This is a genomic window from Ruegeria sp. CDSB114 (genome assembly GCF_059611025.1).
The window spans coordinates 265,850-278,949 of record NZ_JBXWOT010000002.1 but is presented as its reverse complement, the minus strand read 5'-3'; the positions used below and the strand labels follow the sequence as shown (position 1 = coordinate 278,949).

Annotated in this window: 9 protein-coding genes; 5 read left to right on the top strand and 4 right to left on the bottom strand. The window is 57.9% G+C overall.

The genetic code is table 11. The annotated features are described in order from the left end of the window. Positions 1-3: 3 nt before the first annotated feature. The 4 genes from AC2FIP_RS08890 to iolG form a co-directional block, all read right to left on the bottom strand. A complete protein-coding gene (locus tag AC2FIP_RS08890; RefSeq protein ID WP_496786021.1) occupies positions 4-825 on the bottom strand; it encodes an ATP-binding cassette domain-containing protein in 822 nt (273 codons plus the stop codon). Between the two features lies 1 nt (position 826). Beyond that, positions 827-1,933 carry an ABC transporter permease gene (locus AC2FIP_RS08885; RefSeq protein WP_496786019.1) on the bottom strand — a complete coding sequence of 369 codons (1,107 nt, stop codon included), beginning with the start codon at positions 1,931-1,933 and terminating at the stop codon, positions 827-829. Between the two features lie 68 nt (positions 1,934-2,001). After that, positions 2,002-2,922 (bottom strand): sugar ABC transporter substrate-binding protein, encoded by a 921-nt coding sequence (locus AC2FIP_RS08880; RefSeq protein ID WP_142635704.1) that lies wholly within the window; start codon positions 2,920-2,922, stop codon positions 2,002-2,004. 117 nt (positions 2,923-3,039) lie between these two features. Next, positions 3,040-4,053, bottom strand: coding sequence for an inositol 2-dehydrogenase (gene iolG, locus AC2FIP_RS08875; protein WP_496786018.1), 1,014 nt, complete (start codon positions 4,051-4,053; stop codon positions 3,040-3,042). A gap of 365 nt (positions 4,054-4,418) precedes the next feature. On the opposite strand from iolG, the gene AC2FIP_RS08870 reads away from it, so the two are divergent. The 5 genes from AC2FIP_RS08870 to AC2FIP_RS08850 are packed head-to-tail and all read left to right on the top strand — an operon-like array spanning position 4,419 to position 13,083. Continuing rightward, positions 4,419-5,846 (top strand): tyrosinase family protein, encoded by a 1,428-nt coding sequence (locus tag AC2FIP_RS08870; RefSeq protein WP_496786017.1) that lies wholly within the window; start codon positions 4,419-4,421, stop codon positions 5,844-5,846. A gap of 6 nt (positions 5,847-5,852) precedes the next feature. Further along, entirely contained in the window at positions 5,853-6,554 is a 702-nt protein-coding gene (locus AC2FIP_RS08865; protein ID WP_496786016.1) for a copper chaperone, read from the top strand. After that, positions 6,541-8,148 carry a S8 family peptidase gene (locus AC2FIP_RS08860; protein ID WP_496786014.1) on the top strand — a complete coding sequence of 536 codons (1,608 nt, stop codon included), beginning with the start codon at positions 6,541-6,543 and terminating at the stop codon, positions 8,146-8,148. The genes AC2FIP_RS08865 and AC2FIP_RS08860 overlap by 14 nt, the downstream gene beginning before the upstream one ends. 7 nt (positions 8,149-8,155) lie before the next feature. Further along, positions 8,156-9,964, top strand: coding sequence for a S1 family peptidase (locus tag AC2FIP_RS08855; protein ID WP_496786013.1), 1,809 nt, complete (start codon positions 8,156-8,158; stop codon positions 9,962-9,964). Next, complete coding sequence (locus AC2FIP_RS08850; protein ID WP_496786011.1) at positions 9,961-13,083, top strand: ATP-binding protein; 3,123 nt, start codon at positions 9,961-9,963, stop codon at positions 13,081-13,083. The genes AC2FIP_RS08855 and AC2FIP_RS08850 overlap by 4 nt, the downstream gene beginning before the upstream one ends. The last annotated feature ends 17 nt before the right edge of the window (positions 13,084-13,100 follow it).

Here is a 13,100-nt window from a genome sequence, read left to right as displayed (position 1 = left end):
CGGTTAAACCGTTCCGCCCAGAGAGCCTTCGAGCTGGGCCATTTCCTGACCGCCCGCCATCAGGTCCTGCAATTGTTCGGGTGTGATCTCGCCTCGTGTGGCCGTGCCCAGAGTCTTGCCGCGATTGAGCACGGTAAAGCGATCACCTACGGCCAGCGCATGGCGCACGTTATGGCTGATGAACACCACACCCACGCCCTGATTGCGCACCTTGTCGATGGTCGCCAGAACATTCGATGTCTGACGTACCCCAAGGGCCGAGGTCGGCTCATCAAGGATCAAAACCTTGGCCCCGAAGTAAACCGCCCGGGCAATGGCAACCGTCTGACGCTCGCCCCCTGACAGGGTTCCAACGGCCTGATCCGGCCCGCGCAGGTTGATGCCCATCTTGCGCATCTCGGCCATGCAGACCTCATTGGCCTCGTCGATATCGAACCGTTTGAGCAATCCCTTGCCCTTGGTCGGTTCGCGGCCCATGAAGAAATTGCGGGTCACGCTCATCAAAGGGATCATCGCCAGATCCTGGAACACGGTCGCGATGCCCGCCTCCATCGCGTCGCGGGGCGTGTCAAACTGCAACGGCTTGCCTTCGAAAAAGATCTCGCCCTTGGTGGGTTTATGGACGCCGGACATGGTCTTGATGAAGGTTGATTTCCCGGCACCGTTGTCGCCCAGCAGGCAGTGGCATTCGCCGGGCCTGACGTCAAAACTGACGCCTGCCAAGGCGATGATGTTGCCAAAGTGCTTTTCGATGTTTTTCATCTGCACGATTGGCGCGATATCCTCTACCGCGTCTCCGTGATGGAACTTGCTGTCTTCAGTCATATCAGCGCTCCCCGGTTACGCGTTTGCGAATCGCGTTGTTGAACAGAACCGCGATCAAAAGCATCGCGCCCAGGAACACCTGGAACCAATCCTGATCGAAATCCGTATAGGTCAGTCCGATGACCACCATGCCAAAGATGATCGCGCCAAAGAACGCCCCAATGGCCGAGCCATAGCCCCCGGTCAGCAAACAGCCACCGATCACCGCCGCAATGATGGCCTCAAACTCTTTCTGGAAGCCACGGCGCGCATCGGTTGATCCCGCGTCGATTACGGTGATGATGGCAACCAGCGCAGCGCAGCAGGCGGTCAGCATAAACAAGGACACTTTGATGCGGCTCACCGGCACGCCTGAGTTCGACGCCGCATTGCTGTCGCCACCGGCCGCGAAAATCCAGTTTCCGGCAGGGGTCCGCAGCAGAACATAGGTCGCCGCAAGGGCCAGAACGATGAACCACAAAATCTCAACCGGAATGCCCGGTACTTTCGGCGCCCCGTTTTTGAAGGTGTCGATCAATCCGTTTGCAGCCAGCCAGGCAAACAAGCCGGCGAAAGCTTCGCCCGAGAAGAACGGGGCCAGCCAGTCGTTTTCGACCACATCACGCACACCGCGCAGCTGGGTTGATCCCCCAGTGGCTGCTTTGAGACCGACCAGAGACAGGCCGCGCAGAATGAAAAGGAAGGCCAGCGTCACAATGAAAGAAGGCAGGCCCGAGCGGATAACAATATTGCCGTTTATCGCCCCAACAAAGGCCGCAAAAACAAATGTCATCGGGATCGCAACGATCAAAGGCAGTTGCCAGGTCACCACGCAGACGCCAAAGAACAGGCCCGCGAAGGCAACCATCGAACCGATGGACAGGTCAAACTCACCCCCGATCATCAGCAGCGCCGCTCCGATAGCCAGAATACCCAGCTGTGCCGCGGGCGTCATGAAGTTCATAACTCCAGCCAGCGTGAACATGGAATCGTCTGCCGTGAGCGCGAAGAAAATGACCACCAGGACCACTCCGGCCATGGCACCAAGCTCTGGACGTTTCATCAGCTTGGTCAGAAACGGTTCTTTCTTTACGCGTTCGTCCGTAGTGACGGGCGCTGACTCACTCATGTTTCCCTCCCAATTCGGTTGAAACGGCGCACCTGGCGCCGTTTCTGTTTTTCACTGTCCCAAACGGATCAGCGGATACCCTGAGCCGACAGGTCGATAACCTGGGCTGCCTTGTCCTGTGTGATCAGGTTCGGACCCGATGGCACGTTGCCACCTGGCATCAGGCCGTATTTGGCATGCAGGCCCATGAAGTTCACAGACAGATAGCCCTGCAGATACTGCTGCTGGTCGATGGCAAATGCCGCATCTCCATCGGCGATGGACTGCAGGAAGTTCGCAGACAGGTCGAACGAGGCCACGTTCACATCACGGCCCGATGCTTTCACAGCCGCTACCGTGGGTTCACCAGCCGAACTTGCACCCAGCGCCATGACTGTGTCGACAGCGTCATTCGCGGCCAGAGCGGCCGAGACCTTCGCTTCGATTTCTGAAGGATCGTTCGAGGTTGGCAGAACTTCGACGCTGCCACCAAAGCCTTCGGCAAAACCGGCGCAACGCAAGTCAAGCGCCACGTTTCCGACTTCGTGGTTCACACAGATCGCATTCGCGCCACCCATCGAAGCCAGCTTTTCGCCTGCGGCCTTGCCCGCATCAAACTCGTCCTGACCGACATGCAGCAATGCGCCCAGCTGTTTGGACACGTCCGAACCGGAGTTGATCGAGATCACCGGAATTCCGGCAGCAACAGCACGTTCGATTGACGGGCCAAGCGCATCGGCATCCGGGATCGAGACAATCAACCCGTCCGGTTCCTGGTTCACGGCGGCGTCGATCAGCTGTGACATCGCAACCATGTCAAAGGTCTCGGGTGCGCGGTATTCCACGTTCACGCCGACATCCTTGCCCGCTTGCTCAACGCCGTTTTTCACGACGTTCCAGAAGGCGTCATTGGCCTGACCATGAGACACAACGACGATCTCCTGCGCGAATGCAGGCGTGGCCATCGCCAATGCACCAGCTGCCAGTGCGCCTTTAAAGAAATTATTCATATGGTTTCTCCTCCCGTTTGAACAGTGTGTTGGGGTCTTGGCCCCAATCTTCCGATTAAACCGAATCTTCTTCGCCCCGATCCGGGGCGAAGCTGCCCCAAGTTTCCGCATATCCGATCATTTTGCAACCGGTTTCAAAACTTTGGCCAAAACCATCGACTGTCCGGACTGCGCAGAACGGGTTGCGGCCTCGGCCATAGCAAGCGCGGCGACACCGTCGTCCAGAGTTACAGGCACCCCTGATCCAGAATTTACTGACCTAACGAATGCATCCCATTCGGCGCGATAGGCAGACATGTAGCGTTCAAGGAAAAAGTAAGTCGGCTTGGCACCGGTCACGCCATTCGAAGTTGACTTAACTACTGAGTTTTCAAGGATATTTTGCGCCTGAAGCATCCCTTCTGATCCCAGCAGTTCAACCCTCTGATCATACCCATAAGCCGCACGCCGAGAGTTTTTGATCACAGCGATCCGGCCATCTGCATAAGTCATTGTCACGACTGCCGTGTCCACATCGCCCACGGCACCGATTTCGGGGTCAACAACCGATGTGCCCACTGCCGAGATTACTTCCGGCAGGTCACCCATCAGGAAGTTCGCCATGTCGAAATCATGAATCATCATGTCCCGAAACAGCCCTCCTGATACTTTGACATAGCTCACCGGTGGCGGCGCGGGGTCGAAAGATGTAATGGACAACAACTCGGCCTTGCCGACCTCACCAGCCTCAAATGCAGCCTTCAAAGCAGAAAAATTCGGGTCGAATCGACGATTGAAACCGACCATGACGGGCTGGCCGGTGGCTTTTGCAACGGATTGACAGGCGACAGCCCTCTCAAGGCTCAAATCAACCGGCTTCTCGCACAATACCGCTTTCCCGGCTTGGGTGGCCGCTTCGATCAGGTCGGAATGCGTATCCGTCGGCGTGGCGATCAGCACTGCATTTATCGAACGATCGGAAATAATCTCTTGTGACTGTCGCGCACTGGCCCCGAATTCCTCAGCCAAACGCGCCGAAGCTTCGGGCAGTGCATCAGACACCGCGCTCAGTTCACTGTAAGGATGCGCCGCAATAGCCTGCGCGTGAACACGCCCAATGCGCCCAGCCCCCAGCAATCCTACTTTTAGCATCCCGCGCCCCCGAATCCCTTTTTTCGACACCACAATGATTCTCTTTGCAACCGGTTGCAAGAATTATTTCACAGTTACGCGAATTCACCCTTGTTTTCGGGTACTCGGCATGTGTGCCCACTGCAGCTGCGGCCGTCCAATTCACAAATATACAGTAACTGGCGCCTCTGACTTAGAACGCAAGCGAAAGGCCGCGCGTCACCTTAAATTCATCTTATCTGGGAAACGCACATTGGCACTGTCAACACCTGCCTAGGCCTACCCTGCTATGGCTTGGATTCATTTTGGTTAACATAAAACCACGCAAGTGTTACACTCGGCGCATTATTAGATTCCAAGATTTATTTGCAGTTTGAGGTATTGTTATGGCCACAAGAATCCGCAAAAACGTTTGGACCCTGCCAGCCAACGACGAAACTCTGATCTGGTATGAGCGTGCTGTCGAAGCTCTCTGGGACCGAGATCTGGAAGACCCGACATCGTGGTTTTTCATGGGCGCAGTTCATGGGCAGCCGCAGAATTTTCCGAACATTCCCGGTTCCGGACAATTCTGGAACCAATGCCAGCACCAAAGCTGGTTCTTCCTGCCCTGGCACCGCGGATATATCACCGCATTTGAGGCCGTCGTCGGCAAAGCCGTCGCCGATCTGGGCGGGCCGCAGGATTGGGCGCTGCCTTATTGGGACTATTCCCAACCCCTGTCAGAAAACCCGAATGCGCGCCGCCTTCCTGTGGCGTTCCGTGAGCCGACCAAGTCAGACGGCACGCGCAACTTCCTGTTTTCCCGCCGACGTGTAGTGGTTAATGGAGATTTCGGATTTCCGGACGACGTGGTGTCGCTGGATGCGTTGGATCATGAAGATTTCACCAATGATACGCCCGGTTTCTCATCAGGGTTTGGTGGCCCGCAAACCGGGTTTCACCCCGGCGGTGGGGACAATGGCGCATTGGAAAGCACGCCCCATAACGACATACACGTTTGGATTGGGGGCTCTGGCGGTTTTATGGCAAATCCGGCCACTGCGGCCTTTGATCCGATTTTCTGGCTGCACCATTGCAACATTGATCGGCTATGGGAAGTCTGGCGCAACGCCGACCCGAGCCATGTCGCCCCACCCTCGCCACTATGGCGCACTGGCCAGACATTCTCGATGCATGATGGCGATGGCGCGGAATTCACCTTCAACAGCGAAGAAATGCTGGACAGCACAAGCGTCCTGCACGGGTTTCAATATGACGGCGTTCCACCCGCAGTAGAACCCGCCATTCCAGCAGAGGAGTTCGTCATGGCAGGCAAGGAACCCGAGCTTGCCGGCGCAAGCGAAGCTCCGGTCAAGTTGCGTGGTGCAATGACCACTGCCGGCGTAAAGCTCGACACTTCGGTCGCGCTGATTTCCGGCGCCGAGGCCCCCGGCACCACCCGGCGCGTTCACCTGCATCTTGAGGGGATCAAGGGCCGTGGCATGCCCGGATCTTACCGCGTCATGCTGGATCTTCCGGATGACGCTTTGCCGCCAGCGATTATCGGCACCTTGTCGCCGTTTGGCCTTGAACAGGCAAGCAACCCGGACGGCCCACATGGCGGCAACGGCCTTGCGGTGACTTACGAGATCACAAAGCTGGCCTTTGCACTTGGGCTGAGCCAAGGCGACGCCAACAGGTTGCAAATCCGGTTTCAACGGATGTTTGATGACAGCGAGGCCTTTGGCCAAGTACCAGGGTTGGAACAGATCGCCCCAACAGAACAGCAGCCAGACATTGAGATCGGCCGCATAAACCTTTATTTCGACTGATCGCCCATGGCGTCGGCTACCGGAATAGATCGCCCTCGCCTGTTTGGACGGGCCAATATCGAAATACGCACGACACTTGGCGTGGCCGCGCTTGCATGGCTTTGGCTTGCTTTGGTGCCCGCGCCGTCATTGCATTGGCCGGCGATGGTTCTGGCGATGATGCTTCCAACGCTTGTTCCGCAGATCGCCCATGTCCGCGCGCGCAGCTTCGCAGATCGAAGATCACGCGCGGCACTTCTGTTTGTTCTGCCATATCTGTTGGCCTGGCTGGTCGCAGGCGCGCTTGCTGCGTTTCTTCTGGCGCCGGTTCTGCACCAAACCGTGTTTGCGCCGTTGGCTTGCCTGTGCGCCGCAGCATGGCAGTTTAGCCCGCAAAAACGCAGCGCATTAAGGAAATGCCACAGCCGTCCGGTCCTGGCCGCCTTTGGTCCAAGTGCCGACCGCGATGTGCTGATCTTTGGGCTGACCTATGCGCGCGATTGCATCACCTCTTGCTTGCCGATGATGCTTGTCATGCTAGGGACCCACGACTTTGCCGTCATGATCTTTTTGACTGTGATGATCCTGTCGGAGCGCGCCGTTCTTCGCCCCGACCCCCGCGCCAGCGCATTCACCCTGTTGCTGACCGCGCTTGCGCTTACGGCGTTGGCCCATGCGCCCCACCATCTTTTGCTTTTGTATAAGGATATTTGCCATGCAGGAATATGACGCCCTAACAAGGTCCGATGTCTCGCTCGACGGCGATCCGCTAGTCATTGAAGTGGTCTCGGATACACCCCAATCCTTGTCGGCTATTCAAGAACGTGTGGGTAGTGCACTTCCTGATGTTGCCACCAGTACCCAAGCGGTCTTCGACGCAGATGCGGATCGATTTTTCTTTGTTGAATTCCCCGAGATCGATCCAAAAGGCCAAGAGCGTGAGGTTTTTGCATTTGGCCGTGCCCTCCGTATGGCGCTGGACGTAGCCGAGGCCAACCCGGTCTTGCCAGACAGCTTGTACGGGGCTGCACATGTGGGTACGGAAAGCTTTCTCAGTTTCTGCGAAACCAAGCGCGACAACTCTCGGCCCTATGGCTGGCACCACAAACGGATCAAGACACCGCTGGCCTGGCAGCACACCCGGGGTCAGGGCAGCAAGGTCGCGGTGATCGACACGGGCTATTCCGACCATAGCGAACTGGCGGGCGTGATCGAAACCAACGGCATGTGGAATTTTGTCGAAGGGAACGGGGATGCGCGTGACCGGTTTTCAGGCGGCGTCCTTAAACATCCCGGTCATGGCACGCTTGTCACCTCGGTCGTCGGATCGCGGGGCGGGGCCGATATGAATGGCGACACCACGTCGCCCGGGGCAATAACCGGTACGGCCCCTGCGGCCAAGGTTCTGCCGATCCGGGCGATCAAATCGGTGATCGACATGACCCAGCTGCGTATTCCTGCGGCAATCTCTCATGCGGTCAGCCAAAACGCCGATGTCATCGTGATGGCGCTTGGCGGGCCGGTACGGGTCTCTTCGACGGAACAGGCGTTGCGCAATGCGGTACAGGCCGGATTGGTCATCGTCTGCGCCGCGGGCAACTGCTATCCGAACGTGGTCTTTCCCGCCGCCTATGCATCACTGGAAATCTGCACAGCGGTCGCTGCACTGCAGCCCGACAGACGCCCCTGGCGCAAAACTGGGCGTGGCCCCGAGGTCAGCTTTTCGGCCTATGGCGAAAACGTGTGGGGCGCGGCCAAGAACAAGGCGACCGACCCAAACTCGGGTATCCGCGCCAGCCAGGGTACCACGCTTGCCACCTCAATGACTGGAGGCGTTGCAGCGCTGTGGGTCGCACATCACGGCGGTCGGGCGGCGCTGTTGCAAAAGGCCCAGAATGCTGGGACCACCGTTCAGGCGATGTGGTTGCACTGTGCCAAACACGGGATGAGCAAGCCAGCCGTCTGGAACGGCGCCACCGATCTTGGCGCGGGCATCATCAATGCCCAGGCGGTCCTGAATGCGCCACTGCCAACAGGCGCTGAAAGTCCGGCAGCACCCGACCCGAATGCAACCCCGACATTGAACATTCTGGTCTCGCATCTTGCGGGAACAGACAGCGAGGCCGCCGGAGAAATTACCCCAGACATGGCCGATTACGCCAATGAGATCATCTGGCTCAGCTATCGTCGCGGGGCCCGGAAGCGTATCGTCGAAAGCTATGGTGGGGCCGAGGCCATGGTTGGCGAAGACGCCCCGACCCCAGGCTTGGACACCGCATTGTCGGACAAACCGGCCCTCAGCGCCTATTTGGGCATGGGATAAGCCACGGATGGTGAATGCAGCGCATATCCGGATTGCAATCCGAAAGCATGAGCCGATTGTGCGTCATGCTCTGACTGCGCTGTTTCCCGACCCTGATGACCCGGTGAATTACGAGGCCGTCGAGGAAAGTGTAGACGAAGATATCGGCGAAACGCTTGCCGATGTCTTGCTGGAAATTCTGGTCGACGCTGCGAAGGTCAAGCAGTTCCTCAATTTTCTGCGCGCGCGCGGCGCGGACCCTGTGCCGCGCGACCGCAACCTGATTTTTGCCGAAAACATCGCTCGGTTTGACGGCACCCTGATCGGCACACCGGCGAATAATTCGTTCGACTTTGCTGCATTGGGCGATTTTGCCCCACGCGCAGAGAGCTTTCGCTGTCAGATCTGGATCAACAACACATTCGAAGGCTCCGGCGCGTTTGTTGCCCCCAATCTGGTGCTGACTGCAGCCCATGTTCTGGACCCGCTAAACTCCGTGCCCGCCGGGGTCGACCCTCGGCTTGAAATACTTGCCTCGGACGAAAAGCGGTACCGGGCAAAATGCGTAAAGCTCTGGCCCTATCACGACAGTGAAAAGGCCGGGAACCTGCCGCCGGGCGATGAGGTGGATATCGCGCTGCTGCGGATATTCCTGCCGCTGGGGCATACCTATGGCAGTGTCGATGTGACCGGCGATCCCCCCGATTTTGAGGGCGCGGACCTGTTCACATTGGTCCACTACCCCGAAGGTGTCACCAAGGGGTTCATGCCCGGCAAAGTGCACCGAGAACCTGGCGCCAAGCGGTTCCCTCATGACATCGACACATCAGGCGGGTCATCGGGTGGCCCAGGTTTTGACAGCCAGTTCAGGTTTCTGGGCATCCACCAGGGCAAATGGGAGACGACCAAACGGCTTGTCCCTTTCGAGCAGTTCCACGATGACCCCGACTTCCAAGATCTGATCAACAAGAACTCGAACCAGCGGGACATGTGGTCGCTGAGCCGCGACATTGACGGAACCATCATCATCGGCCGCAACCAATTCGTAACCGGGCTTGCCCATATGCTGGATCATCCCAAATCCAAACTGCGTGGGATCTGGATCAGGCGCGAGGATACGACGTCTATTCGCGGTCTCGGATTCAGCTATGACATGCTGGAATCCTATCTGCTGATGCAAGAAGCACCTAACGCCGCGCCCCAACATCGTTGCATCCGTTTGGGGCCGACCCTGAATACGGACGATTTGCTTGCTGATCTGGCCGAGAGGGCCAATGGGACCGTCGCCTCGCCAGACGCTGCTGCTGGAACAACCGCCGCCCAGACCACCGATGTTGCATTCGAAGGCAGCCGCGCGGAGACCCTGATTGCTGACATGGATCAGGCGGCCAAAACCGCAGGGCAAACATGGTGGATCTATTTCGACAACCCGCCCGAAGGGCTCTCACCACGTGCCCAGGTACAGTTCGAGCACATCGCCAAATGCTTGCCCACATCCGAGAACCTGCGCCTGATCCTCGCAGGCTATGAGACCTATCGCCTGTCGCCCCTGCGTTTTGCCAATGTCGGCGCTGTCGACGGCGCGCAGCGCAGCGGCCTATTGGTGGAAGAGCTGGGACCATTCACACGTAGCGATGTTGAGGCTACAATTAACAGCATGATCACTTCGCTTGACCCGGCAAAAGAGCTTACACCGGCTGCTCGACGGGCAATGGTGGACTCTGCTCTGGCCGGGTTGAGCCCTGACAACACAGGTGAATTCGATGGCGAACATCTGGAAACCGTTGTCACCCGTGTTCGCCAAGAGGCCAAACGCTTTCTGGAGATAGAAGGATGAACGAGGCGCAGGAAGAACTCCGTTCGCGCCTGCTGCGCGCCGCCGCCCTTCGCGGGGCATTTGAACCACGGCAGCTTATGCGCGAGGTGCTGAGCGAGGATGAATACCGCAACCGCGTGCTGCGGGCGCGGCTGATGTCATCCCTTCGTGAGCTGAGCCATGTTGATAAGTCGGGCGACTCGACCAAATGGATTCTCCGCCTGACCGCCCGACATCGCGAATTGTCTGAGATGGAAGAGTTCGACTCGGCCACCACGCAGTCCGAGATCGTGCAGGCCCTGTCGGGCCAAGAGGGGTTCGCACCGGGCGCTCTGGATCACCTTATCGAGGCGGAAACAGATGAACAAAACCTGTCGCAGCACCTTGTCACGTTAGAGCGTGCAGGCCAAAAAGCGCCGGGATATGACCGCCTGTTCAGGCTGCGCAGCCGATTGAACCTGCTCAGACGCGAGCGCCGATCAAAAGAGCGCTTGGGCGAAAAATTCGTGGGGCGTGTCAGCGAAATCGACAAGATTCAACGCTGGATCGACCACCCTATGCGCTCGGCCCCTTTGAAAACCTTGCATATCGAAGGTCAGTACGGGATCGGAAAATCCTACCTGCTGGAACGCATCATCCAGATTACAAGCGAACGCGAAGACGTCATCCTGATCCGGCTGGATTTCGATCAGCCCTCATTGCAGACCGGTCCAATCTTTGAAGAGATCTCGCGTCAGATCGGTACCGCAATACCCCAAGCGGCCCCCGAACTCCGCAAATTGCGGCTGCGATATTCCGAACAGATCACACGGGAGATATACGAAAGCTCGGATCTTACACCGCGTCAGTTGATCCTGGCGATGACCAACGCGGTGGCTGATGCCCGCCTGCGCCTGGTTATCCTGCTGGATACGCTCGAAGTACTGCATGGTCAGGGCGCGACCTTCGTGAACAACCTCATGAACGATTTGGATCGCTTTGTCGAAAAGGAACAGATCGAAGTATCGATCATCTCAGCCGGTCGCGGGCCGATTTTCGGCGAAGATCACCCAAGACGGGGCGAATACATCAAGCTCGACCAGATCGAAGACGAGTTGGTCAATCAAACGCTGGATGAGGCCGGAATCCCCGAGGAATTCCGCGATCAGATCATTTTGCGCTGTCAGGGCAATCCGTTGAAATTGCGGCTGCTGATTGACGAGGTGCAGACCGAGGGCCGATTGGCCGAAGTCACCGAAGACGAGAATGACCCGATTGCCGCGGGCATCGTGAACCGGGCCATCACATCGCGCCTGCCAGTGCACCTGCGTGGCATTGCCAATTACGGCTTGGTTCTAAGCGAGATAAACGCCGACAACCTGAACGGCATCGTTGCACCGGCGCTTGGGCTGGGTGACCTCAGCAGCGAAGCAGGCACAATCGTCGCGGATCTTGGCCTGCAATCCTGGCTGATGGACGCCGCCACTGATGGTCAACTGACCCATAAGGCCGACATGCGGCGGGACCTGCTAGAACCCACCTACAACCAAAGCCCCGTCGAAACCGCAGAGGTAAACCGTGCAGCTTGTGACTATTACGCTGACCGCGATCCACTGTTGTTCCTTTATCATTCGCTTCAGCTTATGCGCGTCGGAGAAGCCCCTCCAAGCATCAATCCCTCACTGGCTGAACGCTTCCCCGAACAGCTGTTGAAAGAGCTGCCAATCGACGCGCAGGACCTGATCCGTCAAGCTCGCGGCCAGCGCTCGGCCCCGGTGCAAGAAACCAAACAACGGGAATACGGCGCCACTGGGCTGGACAGCGGTTCTGAACTTCCCCCCGAAAACCTTGTACAGGTTGAGTCCAAGGCCGCGACGGCACGAGCACGGATCGTCAAAGGTCGCGGTTATGTGGCCGCACCAGATAGTCGCGCAGTCAAAGACCTGCGAGCGATGTTGGAGCAGGGCCAGCGCCGCGAGGCAACACATATCATACGCGAAGGATTGAAAGGCGCCTATGATCCGGCAAGCGAAGTTGGCATCCTGATCCTGTGTCACAACTGGCAGAGCGGTCATTGGTCCATGGCGCGAAGCCTATTCAATTTGTTGCCAGCAGATACCTTGCTGAGAGAGGCACAACAAAGGCCCGAACTGGAAGGCCGGATGCTCCTAGAGATTTATGCCGAGTTTGAATTCGAAGAGCTCGTTAACCGACTCCGCGATAAGGACTTTCGCGACATAGCTCTTCGCGTCGTGAACAGCTCGTCTCGAATTGGAATGCAGTCAGCAGCGCTTGAATTCGCTCTTCTGGCAACGGGTATGAGCTTTGAGGGTGATCATGAGGTTCTGGGCCTGATCGCCCCCTATCTGGATCACGGCCCGCGTGAACTGACCTATGAAAGACTGCGCTTCGCGGGGGGTATCCGTCAGGAATTCGGGTTGGAGTATTCGGAACCAGACATGCCCAACCCAGACTTACCGACGGATGATTACGGGCTCGCCCTGGCCCCGTTGAACCCCTATTTCGACCGGATGCTGGCACTTGTCGAAGAGTTTCAGGTGAGCGGCCGGGGTCGTGTTCTGAGCGATTTGTCCAACCTTGCCACCGGCCTGTATGAGGCGGCTGACATCTTTGCCCCGGGCCTGCAGGGGATCGATGACGCAATGGCCCAGATGTCCGACCGGCCCACCGACGTGCTGTCATTGCTGCGCGCGATGGGCCTTACCGCTGATTGGGCCGAGGGGTACAGTTTTTACCACCCGATCCCTGACTTGCCAACGCTCGCACGCGCGGCAAGACGTTGGCAGCAAGTCATCGGCGGCTATTGGGCCTTCCCCTCACCACCGCCACCAGAATGGAATTCCACACGGAAATGGAGCGACCTGACATCAAGTCGAACCGTCGACCTTTTGGAACTCGGCAGTCATGGTCTGGCAGACCGAGTTCTAAACTTCTGGGCGGATCCTTTGAACGAAGGGCGCGGTAAGTCCACTCAAACCCTGCAACGCCGCCTTGCACCAGTTGCTCGGGGGCTCACCCATGGTTCAGGAACAGAGGAAATCCTTGGTTGGCTTACCAAAAGCCGGGCGCCCGTGGTGTTTCATCCGGCACTGACCATGTTTGCCGAAACAGGGCGGGGGCCAAAATACCTCGATCCCTAGAGGCAGATCGACTGAGT